The 13,931-nt window shown below is 58.2% G+C and carries 11 protein-coding genes; 4 read left to right on the top strand and 7 right to left on the bottom strand.

The genetic code is table 11. The annotated features are described in order from the left end of the window. Positions 1–11 precede the first annotated feature (11 nt). The 3 genes from NA78x_RS16030 to NA78x_RS16020 all read right to left on the bottom strand — a co-directional run bounded on the left by NA78x_RS16030 (position 12) and on the right by NA78x_RS16020 (position 2,240). Positions 12–1,241 carry a DUF6340 family protein gene (locus NA78x_RS16030; RefSeq protein WP_425613374.1) on the bottom strand — a complete coding sequence of 410 codons (1,230 nt, stop codon included), beginning with the start codon at positions 1,239–1,241 and terminating at the stop codon, positions 12–14. Positions 1,242–1,297: 56 nt separating this feature from the next. Beyond that, positions 1,298–1,651, bottom strand: coding sequence for a hypothetical protein (locus tag NA78x_RS16025; RefSeq protein WP_425613373.1), 354 nt, complete (start codon positions 1,649–1,651; stop codon positions 1,298–1,300). A 256-nt stretch (positions 1,652–1,907) separates the two neighbouring features. Beyond that, entirely contained in the window at positions 1,908–2,240 is a 333-nt protein-coding gene (locus tag NA78x_RS16020; RefSeq protein WP_425613372.1) for a hypothetical protein, read from the bottom strand. 375 nt (positions 2,241–2,615) lie between these two features. On the opposite strand from NA78x_RS16020, the gene NA78x_RS16015 reads away from it, so the two are divergent. Then, positions 2,616–3,620: an NAD(P)/FAD-dependent oxidoreductase gene (locus NA78x_RS16015; protein WP_425613371.1), complete on the top strand. Its 1,005-nt coding sequence runs from the start codon at positions 2,616–2,618 to the stop codon at positions 3,618–3,620. Here NA78x_RS16015 and NA78x_RS16010 read toward each other — a convergent pair. Together NA78x_RS16010 and NA78x_RS16005 are read right to left on the bottom strand one after the other, a co-directional pair. After that, positions 3,617–5,146 carry an SDR family oxidoreductase gene (locus NA78x_RS16010; protein ID WP_425613370.1) on the bottom strand — a complete coding sequence of 510 codons (1,530 nt, stop codon included), beginning with the start codon at positions 5,144–5,146 and terminating at the stop codon, positions 3,617–3,619. The two genes, NA78x_RS16015 and NA78x_RS16010, sit on opposite strands and share 4 nt — an antisense overlap. A gap of 89 nt (positions 5,147–5,235) precedes the next feature. After that, on the bottom strand, positions 5,236–5,967 hold the full coding sequence (locus NA78x_RS16005) for an SDR family NAD(P)-dependent oxidoreductase (protein WP_425613369.1): 732 nt from the start codon (positions 5,965–5,967) through the stop codon (positions 5,236–5,238). Between the two features lie 296 nt (positions 5,968–6,263). On the opposite strand from NA78x_RS16005, the gene NA78x_RS16000 reads away from it, so the two are divergent. Beyond that, entirely contained in the window at positions 6,264–7,679 is a 1,416-nt protein-coding gene (locus NA78x_RS16000; protein ID WP_425613368.1) for a hypothetical protein, read from the top strand. Positions 7,680–7,737: 58 nt separating this feature from the next. Here NA78x_RS16000 and NA78x_RS15995 read toward each other — a convergent pair whose 3' ends face one another. After that, entirely contained in the window at positions 7,738–8,736 is a 999-nt protein-coding gene (locus tag NA78x_RS15995) for a sugar phosphate isomerase/epimerase family protein (protein WP_425613367.1), read from the bottom strand. Between the two features lie 1,095 nt (positions 8,737–9,831). Continuing rightward, positions 9,832–11,172: a Gfo/Idh/MocA family protein gene (locus NA78x_RS15990; protein WP_425613366.1), complete on the bottom strand. Its 1,341-nt coding sequence runs from the start codon at positions 11,170–11,172 to the stop codon at positions 9,832–9,834. Between the two features lie 177 nt (positions 11,173–11,349). Here NA78x_RS15990 and NA78x_RS15985 point away from each other — a divergent pair, with 177 nt between their 5' ends. Beyond that, positions 11,350–12,471, top strand: a complete 1,122-nt coding sequence (locus NA78x_RS15985; protein WP_425613365.1) for an SUMF1/EgtB/PvdO family nonheme iron enzyme — start codon at positions 11,350–11,352, stop codon at positions 12,469–12,471. Further along, entirely contained in the window at positions 12,472–13,926 is a 1,455-nt protein-coding gene (locus tag NA78x_RS15980; protein ID WP_425613364.1) for a sulfatase, read from the top strand. Positions 13,927–13,931: the final 5 nt, after the last annotated feature.

Here is a 13,931-nt window from a genome sequence, read left to right as displayed (position 1 = left end):
CCTGGCCCAACCTACTGAGGTGGTGGCATCTGCGAATGCGACGCCGGCATGATCTGCTGTGTTGTTAGTGGCGGTTGCCCAGGCTGTGGATAAGGTGCCATGTTGGGCGGGCCATACTGCGGCGGTTGTTGCGCGACAGGTTGTTGCGGCGGATAAGGAAGCCCGGGTTGCTGCATCGGCGGAGGTTGATTGCGGGCGATTAACGCGGCCTGCGCTGTGGGACGAGACTGCGCCTGGGCAAAGGCAGCTTGAAACTTTTGCTGACTCCCTTGCAAGCGCTTCTTCGCAGCCTGATAGTCGCTGGAGGCGTACTGTTTCAGAGCCGCTTCCAGGTGCTTCATGGCCGCCGGGTAGTCTTGCCGGGCTTCTGCGGCCAGCGCCAAATTAAACTCCGCGGCATGGCTCTGCGGGTTTTCTTTGGCTGCGGTCTGCCACAGCGTCTCCGCTTCTTTCCAGTTGCCACGCGTGGCCAGCTTATTACCTTCGCGCAGGTCCTTTAGGCCCTTGCCATAGAACTGCCGGGCGAGCGTTACTTCCTGTGGCAGATAGTGCGGAGCAATCATCCTTACGACATCGTGCGAGCACTCGTTCAGCAGCTTGGTGAGGATCGCTTCGCGGGTGGGAAGATCACCTTGACCATTCACACGTTTGCCGTGAAAGGTGTGCGCAAACTGTCGGGCCGCGCGAATTTCTCCGCTGCGAACATCGATCAGTTTGACCGCGACTGAAACGGAAGCTTCGCGCGTGAGCGTTTGGGTACTATCGAGTCCAAAGCCGACACTGCTACCGGAATCACCCGTCTTGGTGTTTTTGCTGGCCCCGCCGCCAAGCTCGATGTGATGATCGGTTTGCAGGTCATCGAGCACGTTGTAGCTAACGACCTGACCACACAGAATGGCATCGACTCCCATCGTGCGGGCCGCTTCCATGGCAGCGGTGAGATCCGGCAAGCCGTCGGGAGTTGTTACCGGTCGCACGCGGGCAAGCTCCGCCTGGTCGACCAAGTTGTAGTACTTGTTTTCGAAGAGTTGGGCTTGCAAGGCAGAGCGAGCGATCTTGCCGCTTTGATGTTCGCCTTCGAAGTCCAAGACGGTGAGTCGTTCAAGGCCCGCGATATTCAACTCAGCGGGCCGCCAGACCATCAACCTCGCCTTGGGTGCACATCCACAGGCCAGCGACAATGCGGCCGTCACGAGCAACAGCCCCCAGACATGCGAGCGAGTTCGGCAGGTCGTGGTCATGTGGCTCGATGAGTTTGGACTCGATGTTGTGAATGAACCCGGTGCAACTAGTCGCCTTAGTCTTGTGGCAAGTACTGCTCGACAGGCCGCAGACGCGGCGCTCCGGTCATGCGAGTTTGCCCTCGCGGCGGGGCCAGCCTGGTTTCTTCCATCGCTGGCAGCGGTCGCGGAGCAGCTTCGGGTTCTGCGGGAGTCGGTTCGGTGGCCGTTTCGACGGTGCCGTTGTCCACCTTGTAACCCGCAGGCTCAAACACCGAGCCCACGCGACCCGAACTCGGGTTATCGCGGACCCATGCGCCGCCGGTGTAACCAAAGTCGCAGTCGTAAGGGGCGCAGCACATGGCACAGCCGCTCGAAGCCGCCAGCAGGGCGGCCGACAATACGCCAAATGCGAATTTCAGGCAATGCATGAGTGGGTCGTCCTTGACCTGCTATCGGGCGAATGCTGGCTTTGGGAATGAGGCCAGCGCGCAAATACAACAGTCGTCGCTCTACGCTGTCTACTGTTTCGGCAACTGCCGGTTAGGAGCTTTAGAGTGAGTTTGCCGGCAGCGAAGAATTTGCCGCGTCAGTTAGCAACTTGCCGGGGCGCAACGAAAAACCGCCGTCAGATCACATGATCGGCCGGCGGTTGTTGGCTTGAAGAGAAGCAGCGGCAGCGAACTGTTAGAACTCGTTGGGGAGCTGAATCTGCTCGCGATCGGCTGGGGGCTGAGTGCGGCGGCGAGGTTTGCGGCTGGCCTTGGCCGACGACCATTCTTTGGTCAGCGACTCGAAGACTTCAGGCGTTTCGTAGCGAATGACGGTCTTGCCATCGGGCATGGGGCCGATCAACCCGCGAAAGACCGGCATGCCGCGCAGAGCCAGATCGGTGCTGCAGTCGTCGATGCCAATCTGGGTGTGCGATTCCAACAGCGATTCGGTCGTCGGATAATCTCGAATGCGAAGCGTACCATCGGCGCCACGGGTCACGACCCGGACGGTGTTCTTTTGAGCCATGATTTGTTCCTGCGGAAGTCGCCGACCGGAGAATGGGCCGATACGGCAGAATCGGAACCGCCCCCAACCGCCTGCAGGTGCCGCGGGCCGAAACATTCGTCCGGCAAATCACAGCCAGCCTGACAGACGCAGGGCGAGTACATGCTATCTATCGGCCGCTTCGCCGCGCCAGCACTGGAATGCTGGCAACCACCTTACGATGGTCCCTTTCCGCATCATGGTCCTTACGGGCACGAAGCACAGGTTCCGGACCAGACCTACGAGCGGCAACACAGGCGCCGCCCGGACAACCAGCCTAGCTCTTACGACTGCGGGGGAGTTTCCGGGCGGCTATCATGTTCTCGTTGCTCGCTGATCCGCAGAAGAAAGCCAGGCATGAACCTCATTCGAACGGTCGGAATCATCGGGGCCGGAGTGGCCGGACTCACCTGCGGTCGCGCGTTGCAACAGGCCGGGATTCAAGTCACGCTGCTCGAAAAGTCCCGGGGCGTGGGAGGCCGTGTGGCGACTCGCCGCCTCGAATCTGGCGTGACGTTCGACCACGGCGCCCAGTACTTTACGGCTCGCGATCCGGCTTTCCAGGAACAAGTAGATCGATGGCTGGCGGCAGGTACCGTTCGCTCCTGGATGGGCAAAATAGTGTCGCTCGATCGAGGCGAAACCACAGATCTGCACGAGGAGCGAACCCGCTACGTTGGCGTCCCCGGCATGAATGCCATTGCGAAGGCCTTGGCAGCAGATCTGAAGGTGCTGACGAATACGACCGCAGTATCACTGCAGCGATTGGATCACTGGTGGCAGGTCATCGATTCGGCCAACCAATTTCATGGTCCGTTCGATTGCCTCATTTCCACCGCTCCCGCGGAGCAATCGACTAAGCTCATCGCCGATCATTCGCAGGCTCTGCGAGACCAAATCGCCAACGTCCCCATGGCTCCTTGCTGGGCAGTGATGATGCAAATCCCAGAACCCGTGCCGACATCCTTTGACGCGGCCTTTGTGCAGCATTCACCGCTGAGTTGGATCGCGCGAAACTCCAGTAAGCCCGAGCGAGCCACTGCCGATTGCTGGGTCCTGCATGCCTCCGCAGCATGGTCGATCGCGCACCTGGAAGAATCCGCTGACGAGATAGCCCAAGTGTTAGCCAACGAATTCTGGTTGGCGGTCGGCCAGCCGCGAAGATCTTTGTCGCACTTGCTTGGACACCGCTGGCGATATGCCTTGCCGGCTGAACCTCTAGAGCATCGCTTTCTGCTGGACCACTCCACGCATCTGGCAGTCTGCGGCGACTGGTGCGGGGGACCTCGTGTGGAAGGTGCCTTTCTCAGCGGACTGGCTTTGGCGGAGGAGATTCTGGCCAAGAAGGACAGACTCTCCTAATCGGCAACTCCGGTTTTGCTTTTCTGATCTTGTGCCGGGAGCAGAGGAGCTGCGGTTGCCGAGCAAATCGATGAGCCCGGCAGCTTTGCTTTTTCTTGTTCGGCGGCGCGGGCAATGTTCCGCAGCATGCCCGCAAAGACAAACTGGTGGAGCGGATAAATTCCGTACCAGTAGGCCAAACCAAGCAGTCCCAGTGGATCGAAAATGGCCGTCTGCCGAATCATGCTTCCTTCTTCACAGGGAGTTACTTCGAACTCCAGCCAAGCGCGGCCGGGCAATTTCATTTCGGCATGTAACCGCAGACGCTGCGGCGGATCGTAAAGTTCTACACGCCAAAAATCGAGCGAATCCCCGACACCCACTCGCTCTGGATGTCGCCGCCCGCGCCGCACTCCCACGCCACCGACCAGCAGGTCGAGAAAGCCTCGCAGGGACCACAGCCAATTGCCGTAGTACCAACCGGTTTGTCCACCAATACGGCGGATCGGAGCGAAGGCCAGTTCGGGCGGTACGTTGACCGTTCGGGTGCGACTGTCCACCAGTCGCGAACCGAAACGAGTGCCACCCCACGTGCGCGCGGGTCCTGCAGATGACAAGGCGTCCGACCAGTGCGTTTCGGCAAACTCACGATCTTCTTTAACCAGCGCTCGGGCAATAGCGTCACGCAGCGAGCGCGGCCGAATCGAAAACGTCTTCGCTGCGAGATTGCTCGAGATGAGTGTCGGGTTGCGCAGGCTCTCGACAAGCTTGCGGCCGACGCGCGCGTAAAGTGGCGTCACCAGTCCCAACCATAAGCTGGAGAGATACGGCGTTAAGAATGGGACAGGAATCATCCAGCGCCGCAGCCCTCGCTGATGCGCGTATTCCTGCATGATCTCACCGTAGGAAACCTGATCGGGACCGCCAATCTCATACACGAGCGAGTTGCCCGTCGGCAAATCGAGCGCCGCGAGCATATAGGCCAGCAGATCTTCAATGGCGATTGGCTGAGCCTTCACGTTGACCCAGCGTGGACAGATCATGATCGGCAGCCGCTCGACGAGAGCCCGAATCATCTCGAACGAAAGACTGCCAGACCCGATCACAATCGAGGCTCGAAACTCGATCACTTGCGGGTGATGCTCGCGCAGGACATTGCCGGTCTCTTGACGACTGCGCAAATGCTGCGAGAGGCGCTGATCGGGATTGCCAAGCCCACCCAAGTAGATAATCCGCCGAACGCCTGCCGCCGCGGCAGCTTGCCCAAAGTTCGCGGCAGCCTTGCGATCCTCTTGCTCAAAATCGACGCTCGCTCCCATGGAGTGGACAAAGTAATAAGCCGTGTCGACACCGGCCAGCGCGGCGTCGAGCGACTCTCGATCAAGCACATCGCCGTTGCAAACTTCAGTGTTGGCGTCGATGCGATGCTGCAGCGATTCCGCGCGGCGAGTGAGACAACGAACACGCGCCCCCTGTTGTTGCAACAGCGAAAGAAGTCGCCCCCCCACGTAGCCTGTGGCGCCGGTCAATAAGATCAATCCCGGCATCCGCAATTTCCTTCCCGTGGGTGTAACGAACCATGCCTCTGCTTCGGTTATACCAGCCCGACTGATGAAACCCCGCTTGCTAGGGCAATTCACTTTCGCGGCAGCACATGCCCGAGGCCGCCATCGATGCCAATCACCTGACCAGTGATCCAATCGTTCTCGGCAGTCAGCAACCACTCCACGAGCGAGGCGACTTGCTCCGCTTCGCCCAGGCGTCCCAGCGCGTGCATGGCCATCGATGCCGATGCGGCAGCGGAATTGTCCCAGATCCGCCGAGTTAGTTCCGTCCGCACCAGTCCCGGGCTGACGACGTTGAAGCGGACGTTCTGGGGCGCGTAAGTAGCCGCCGCGGATCGAGACAAGCCGATGATGCCCGCCTTGGCCGCCGCGATCGCTTCGTGATTGGCAATGCCCACCTCAGCTGCTGCCGAAGCAAACAGCACGACCGAACCACCCCGCTCACGCAGCACTTTTGCTCCCGCTCGAACGGTCGCAAACGACGTGAAGAGATTCGTTTCGACGACCTGCCGGAACTCAGCATCCGACGTCGCATGAGCCGGCTTGAGCAGCACCGATCCAATACAGTTCACAAGGCCGCTGAAACCACCATCTGTTGCAGCCGATTCGGTCAAGACAGTTTCCAAGGGTGCCGAACTCTGCAGGTCAACCGCCGCAAAGGGCTGGTCCAATTCGTTGCCCAGCAGGCGCAGGCCCTCGGCATTGCGCCCCAGCAACAACAGGCTTCGGCCATGGCTGACCAGCCGACGGGCCAGTGCGCTACCGATGGTGCCGGTAGCGCCCAAAATTGCGACTCGTTCCATGCGAAGAAAACCCAGCGAGGTGAAGCAGACTAACTCGCTTCACCTTACGAGGGCGTCAAGCGGAGAGATTCCGGTCGACAGGACGCTACGCCTTCTCAAACGCCGCATCGAACGCGCGGCCGGAAGGAGCAAAGTCCTTCTGGCGAACGAAGGTGGCCGCTTCGCGAGATGAGTCGTATGCCGAATTGAGACGTCCCTAGCCCGTCCCTTCGATGCATATGAAACTCAGCGATAACTTTAGGTACAGTGAATGTTTAGAGCAAAGGCTGTGTCGTTGATGGATAAAAGGAAACGAGATGATGCACCTTAAATTGGACAAGATTCGACAATCGTTACAGGGGCGCACCGATTTTGAACTGCATTGTCACACAATGACTCTGGAGGCAGTTGACGTTGATCTACCGAAGTTCTGCGGTCCCGGTGCAATTCGAATCGGCGCAAGCGGCAACTTGTCGTTTATCATGTATGCTCAATCGGTAATGGCGGTCCACATTCCCGAACGGCTAAAGGCCGGCGAGGTAGTTCCTAAGGACTTGATCTACCGTCTTGTCGCAATTGACGGCGACAAAACGGAGTGGATCAGCGAGCAACTTGACGGATTTCGAATTCAACCAAGTATTTGCTCAAACAACGCGGTAATCACTGGAAAGCTTTACGACCTTCGCAGCTGCACGCCTATTTTCCCAGAAGGCATTTCTGCGGAATTGACGGAGTCGTCGCTGACCTTGTTCGTTTTTGATCAGATCGATATTCCGCTGAATACGCGAACAGTGACTGAAATAACAGTCGATGGTGAGCATTTCAGCGGCGGGGGAGCAAAGCTAAATGTCGCGAAAGTTGACGTGCGAGAAATTGGATTTACGTTTACAAAAGAAGACGACTTTCTCAGAGTAAGAGCGATATCTGCAAAGCTACCTTCTGGGATTCACAATCGTATCGTCGAATCTCTGCAATTCATTCTTGCTCGTCCAGTTTGGTGGACAATGATGTGCCACGAGGCTGGCAATAACCTGCTGACTCACATTAGGTCACTACCCGACTACGTTCACGATCGGACGCCATTTCCGCCAATTAAGTCCGTTGCTTTCTACGATCCAACGAAATGCGTCTGGCAACTGTTCGCCAAGTATTTCGAGCATGCATCCCGTCATGATGATGACGATAGTTGGCATCCGATGTCCAGGTTCGTCTATTCTGCTATCGAGGCACGAGCAGCCGGATTCGATACCTATCGCTTGGCGCTGGGAGTAGCGATCGAAGGAATATTGAAAACTGCCTTCGACAAAATCTATGCTCCTGCGGACGACTTCTTACTCGTAGTTGAAGATGTCTTGAAACATACTAATGACTGGCAGTGCCCGATTGCGTGGGACGGCGAACAGAGTTTTCGTCAACGATTGCGAGGGAGCTTAGGACAACTCAGATCGCCAAGAGCTGATGATCGCCTGAGGACGCTTTGCAAGATGAATGTGCTCTCCGAGGATGAACTATTCGCGTGGAAGAAAATGCGAAACGAAACTGCTCACGCCTGCCGACCTAGTCAAGTTCCTCATCAAACTGAACTCGATCAGATCGCCAAGGTTACGATACTTATGCACAAGCTCGTGTTTCAGGCAATCGATTACTCCGGTTCGTATGCTGATTACACCACACATGGGTTTCCAAACCGCGAATTTTCGGCAGTAAAACCCGATTGTATGCGGCCACAATAAAACCACGTCATGCCGGGTGAAGTGGCAATATCACCCGGCTTTACGACTTGCTGGCAGCCTACGCCTTCTCAAACGCCGCATCGAACGCGCGGCCGGATGGAGCAAAGTCCTTCTGGCGAACGAAGGTGGCCGCTTCGCGAGCGCCGAATTCCCGCTCCATGCCGCTATCTTCCCACTCGACGCTCAGCGGGCCCTGATAGCCGATGCGATTCAGTTCGCGAATGATCTCTTCGAAGTTCACCGAGCCACGACCCGGGCTGCGGAAATCCCAACCGCGGCGGTGATCGCCGAAGTTGATATGGCTGGAGAGAATCCCGCTGCGGCCGTTCAGCGTGACGATCGCGTCTTTCACGTGCATGTGATAAATGCGGTCGGGGAACGCACGCAGGAACTCGACCGGATCGATTCCTTGCCAGATCAAGTGGCTGGGGTCGAAGTTGAAACCGAACTCCGGCCGATGATCGAGCGCCGCGAGGGCCCGCTCGGCAGTATAAATGTCGAAGGCAATTTCGGTCGGGTGTACTTCGAGGGCGAACCGCACGCCACATTCGGCGAAGACGTCGAGAATCGGATTGAAGCGATCGGCGAACAGCTTGAAGCCGTCGTCGATCATCTTGCTCGAGACTGGTGGGAATGAATAGAGCAAGTGCCAGATGCTGCTGCCGGTGAAGCCGTTCACCACGTCGACACCAAACTTCTTGGCGGCGCGGGCCGTGTTCTTCAATTCTTCGATAGCCCGCTTGTTCACGCCGTCGGCCTTGCCGTCGCCCCATACCGAGGGTGGCAGGATCAGCTTGTGGCGTTCGTCAATCACATCGCAGACGGCCTGACCAACCAGGTGCGCGCTGATGGCGTGGCATTGCAGGCCGACGTTATCGAGCAGTTCGCGCTTCCGTTTGCAGTAGCCGTCGTCGGACAGAGCCTTGTCGACTTCAAAGTGGTCGCCCCAGCAGGCAAGCTCGATGCCGTCATAACCAAAATCCTTGGTCTTGCGGGCCATCGTTTCCAGCGGAAGATCGGCCCACTGACCGGTGAAGAGGGTAACCGGACGCGGCATAACAGACTCCTGACAGCGGAAAAACTTGAACTCGAAATTGGGTGTACGTGGAGGGACTATTGTGGCGAGCGCCCGCGCCGTTCGCAACAGGCGAATTCGCCGTAACTGGCACTCGGGCGAGTCGCACTGGTTTGTCGATGTTCACAAACGGCTACCCAGCGGACTCGGCATCACGCGCCATTCCCGAGGAAAAACGCCTTTGCCCGTCGAAAGCCTGGGAGGTTTGTGAACACCCCTCGCTTGAGCGTCGCCCTGACTTACGTCAATGCTGGTGACTGTTGAGGCCAGACCTACGCCAATTGTCTTGCCACACTGATCGCGACCGTTCAGGAACCTACCAACGCTCGTCCGCCTCACCAACCGTAAGAGTTATTGGACAGGCACTGATTCTTGAATCTTGTCTGAACTTGCTGCGGCTGTGACACTTGCGACTCCAGCGCCAATTTTGCCACACGTCCCTTTTGTCCAATAACCGCCTGCCACCAATCAAGCCGACTCTTAGACCGGCCAACCGCGCGCACGAAGTGACCCAACCGCCTCTGCGGCCATTCACCCTAACTACCACACTTTGAGAGAGCTTCCGGATATTAACTCATAGTGGTTAATCATTGTCAAGTACATGCTCGCTTTATTGTGACCACTTTATGAAGATTTCGCAATGAGGCTAAATAGCGGCGAGACTTCTATAGGGACCGCACGTAACGGGAACTCTCGCTTCTCTGCGTCAACCTCACCAGAACTACTCAGAATTTCAATTCTGGGAGAGACTACGGGACAGAATGTTGCCTGGACAATTGCTGCAACTCGAATTCGTCCCGCAGGGACGCTGCACGTAGCCACGGGTGGAGCGCAGCGGAACCCGTGGTAACCAATAAAGAGCGGTTCTCAGTCCCGCAGGGACGCTGAATACGTCGCTCGCAGCACACCGTTGTTCCACAGGCAACGTCTCCTCCGTCCCTGCCGGGACGGAAGTTATTTCCATCTCCTCTGCCTCCACGGGTGGCGCTTCGCTCGCTAAAGCGATCGGCGCTTCACCCGTGGCTACACTCAGCGTCCCTACGGGACGATTGGCAGCTTGGATAGTTACGAAGGGAACTACACCTTCGGAATCTCAAACCCGGCGCGCTGCTTGCGGGCGAGGAAGGTGGCGGCCTCGTCGTCGCCGACGATCTGCTCACTCTTGGGATTCCACTTGATGCTGCGGCCAAGGCGCGAGGCAATCGCGGCCAGGTGGCAGGTGTTCATCGTCTGCACGTGGCTGAAGACGTCCGAGACGGTCAAACCACCTTCGCGAATGCAGCGATAGAAATTGTTCTTGTGACCTTCGCTCGGCTTGCCCTTGTAGAGCTTGACGAGATCTTCGGCCGTGAACTGATCCTTGTCCCAGTTCTCTTCGATGGGCTTGCCGGTGATCTTGCCGCGATTGACGAAGATCCGCCCCTTGGTTCCTTCGAACATGACGCCGTTGTCGCCGCGGCTGGTGATGGTCATTTCGACGCCGCTGGAAAATTTGCACTTCGTGGCAAAGTCGTGCGACGTGTTGTAGCTATCGTCGACCGTGGGATATCCCTTTTCGAACGGCACGGGATGTTTGGCATCGGTGCCATCGACTTCGATCGGGCCTTGTCCTTCTTTGTCTTCGCCAATCGCCCACGTGGCGATATCGACGTGGTGAGCACCCCAGTCGGTGAACTTGCCGCCGGAGTATTCGTACCACCAGCGGAACTCGTAGTGAGCGCGCTTGGTGCGAAAGTCGACCTTCGGAGCCTGGCCGAGCCACATATCCCAGTTCAGATTCTTGGGCACTTCCGCCACGGGGAACGGACCGCCGGTCGGGCTGCCGTTGATACCAACCGTAATCGTCTTGATGTCGCCCAGCAGGCCCTTCTGCACCATATTCACGGCCCGCAGGAACCGATCCTTGTCGCTCCGTTGCTGAGTGCCGACGAGAAATGCCTGCTTCGAATACTTCTTGCAGGCATTCCGCATCAGCTGGTTCTCTTCGATTGTCAGCGTGAGTGGCTTCTGACAGAAGACGTGCTTCCCCGCCTGCAGCGCTTCGATGGCGATCTTCACGTGCCAGTGATCGGTCGTGACGATGCTCACGACGTCGATGTCCTTGCGATCGAGAACCTTGCGATAGTCTTCGTAGGCATCGGCCTTCCCTTTGCCGATCTTTTCATGATTCTTGGCGCGATCGGCATGCACGCTGTCGACATCGCACACGGCGACAATATCGCCGTAGCCGGCATGAGCCTGGGCATCGCCGGTTCCCATGCTACCGACGCCGATGCAGCCAATTTGGGGCCGATCGTTCTTGTCTTGGTTGGCGAAGGCTTTGGGCGAAGAGAGAAAGTAAGGTACAGCCGCGGCGGTGGCGGCGACTGCAGCCGATTGCTTCAAGAATGCGCGGCGCGAGGTGTTCTGCTTGTGCATGACTGGTTTCCGGGAGAGGTGAAAATCGGTAGGGCGTCCAACGACGTCCCCCGAGTGTAAGTTGCTGCGCGGGCAAATTCGAGATGCAGTGTCCGACGGCGGCGATATTTTTCCGTGTGCTGCGAATCACAATTCGATATCCTGGAGGTAACTCTCCCGTCTCCGTGGGCACTTTCGATGCGATCTGTCCTTTACCGCTTGGTTGCGACCGCACTGCTGGTTGCCTGCGCGTGGGTGATGCTGCACGCCGATGATCCGCCAGCGCTGCCGCGTGACAAAGAGATCGAAGCGCTGATCCAGCAGTTGGGCTCGGACGAGTTTGCCGCCCGAGAAGCAGCCGTGAAAGCCCTCGATCGCCTGGGCGAGCGACCGCTGCCGTATTTGCGGCACGCAGCTTCAAAAAACAGTGACCCCGAGATTCGCTGGCGCGCCGAGCATTTACTCTCGCGCCCCGATCGCGAAAGCGAGACGACGGGACTCAAGCTGGTGTTTATCCAGCGGGGTGAAGCGTGGTTGGGATCGCCCAATGCCGAAGCGGGGCGGCGGGATGACGAGTTGACGCATCTCGCGCGGCTGACGCAGGCCTTTTACCTGGGCAAGTACGAAGTCACCCAAAGCGAGTATCGCCGCGTAATGAAGCAGGAACCCAGTTGGTTCAGCAGGACCGGTGGCGGGCGAGAAAAGGTTTTCATCGTCGGCACCGATCTGTATCCCGTCGAGCGCGTGACCTGGTTCGATGCCATCGCCTTCTGCAACGAACTGAGCAAGCTCGATCATTTTCAGCCATATTATGAACTGACCGAGATCAAACGGGAGAACGATTCGATTGTCGCCGCGCGAGTGAAGATCGTCGGCGGTCACGGCTATCGTTTGCCGACCGAAGCCGAGTGGGAACATGCTTGCCGCGCGGGAACTACCACGCCCTATCACTACGGCGCCGAGCGCAACGGCCACGCGTCGAATGTGGCCGGCGCGACGTTCTCTGGTGGCTACGGCGGCGAAGTTCGCGGACCCAATTTGAAGTGCACTTGCTCGCGCGGCGGCTACGAGGCGAATGCCTGGGGGCTGCACGACATGCACGGCAACGTCGGCGAATGGTGCTGGGACGTGTCTGACCGGAACTACTATCGCACCTCGCCCCGCAACGATCCCTCGGGCCCGGACGACGGACCGCATCGCACGTGGCGTGGCGGCAACTGGCTGTTGAATGAAGCCGGTTCGCGATCTGCCGCGCGCAACTTTGCTGCCCCCAGCGAGCGCAAGGAATATCTGGGGTTTCGCGTGGCGAGGAACCCGTAAGTGCCGCGCTGGTTACTACTCGCATTACTCGTTGTTGTCTATATCGCTGTCGGTAGTGGCTGCACCACTGAGAAAGCCGCGCGCGAGCAACCGCGGCCGCAGACCAAGGTTGATCCCGCTCAACTGCCGATGAAGTATCGCGACCACAGCGTGGTGCTGATTAGCATCGACGCGTTGCAGGCTAAGCATGTGGGCTGCTTAGGAAACAAGCGGAACGTCACGCCGCATCTTGATGCCTTCGCGCGCGAGAGTTTTGTCTTCTCGCAGTTTCATTCGGTCTCATCATGGACCGTCCCCGCTTCGATGACCTGGTTCACCGGCATGTACCCATCGGAACATCGACTGACGAACAAGTTCGCCGTTTATAACGCCGAGGAACAACGCCCGGCCAGGCTCAGCCAACTAGCGCCGAATTTGATCACGCTGGCGGAAGTATTGAAGGCCAATGGCTACCAGACGGCAGGCTTTACCGGCAATGCGGGCGTGAGTGGGGCTTTTGGTTTTGCGCAAGGTTTTGATGTTTACGATCACGAGCCGCGGAAGTTCGGCAGCTTGTCACGCAGCGGAGTAAAGGCGGCCGAATGGCTGAAAGAACACAGCAACGAAAAGTTCTTTCTGTTTTTGCATGGCTACGATGTGCATGGTCAATTTGGTCCTGCAGGTGGCTACGACTATCGCTTTGTCGATCGCAACTACGACCGCCGCTTCACCGGCTCGCCGCCAGAACAGGAACTGCTGCGCGAAGAGGGCCTTGAGAAGGGTTCCGTCGACCTGCGTAGTGAGGATGTCGAGTTCTGGCGCGCCATCTATGACGAAAAAGTGCAGCGTGCCGATGAGCAACTGGGCAAGTTCCTGCATGAGCTCGCTGCGCTTCAATTGAATCCCCCGCCACTGGTCATTATCACCGCGGATCACGGCACCGAACTGCACGAGCACCGCCGCTTCGATCACGGCTTCACACTCTACGAAGAACTGGTGCACGTGCCACTCTTCGTGCAGCTACCCGGCCAGCAGGCGAGCAAGCCGGTTTCCGCCCGGCTTAGTAGCATCGACGTGATGCCCACGGTTCTCGACCTGCTAGAGGTCTCGCTCCCCGAACGCGCAAAAAATCAACTGCGCGGGCAAAGCCTGCTACCTGCCATGCGCGGTGAGCCCAGCGAGCGGGAGATCTTCGCCGAGACCGACTATCGCCAGTACACCTATCAGCGGTCGATCACTACGCCCGCCGGATGGAAGCTGATCTTTCGCCTTGAAGCGGGTACTCGTGAACTGTATCACCTGCAGGAAGACCCTGGCGAACTACACAATCGGGCTGCAGACGATTCACCAACCGCCGACGAGCTGCAAGAAAAGCTCTTCGCCCATTTCGCAGCCCTGGGCCACGACTTGACCGCGCAGCGCTGGACGACCGGGCTCAATCCCGTCTATGACTCTCAAGGCCGCGTTAAGCCTTAATTTCT

The organism is Anatilimnocola aquadivae, from assembly GCF_049819085.1.
Taxonomy (GTDB): domain Bacteria; phylum Planctomycetota; class Planctomycetia; order Pirellulales; family Pirellulaceae; genus Anatilimnocola.
Note: the sequence above shows the minus strand (reverse complement) of the source record. Positions and strands in the feature narration are given on the sequence as shown.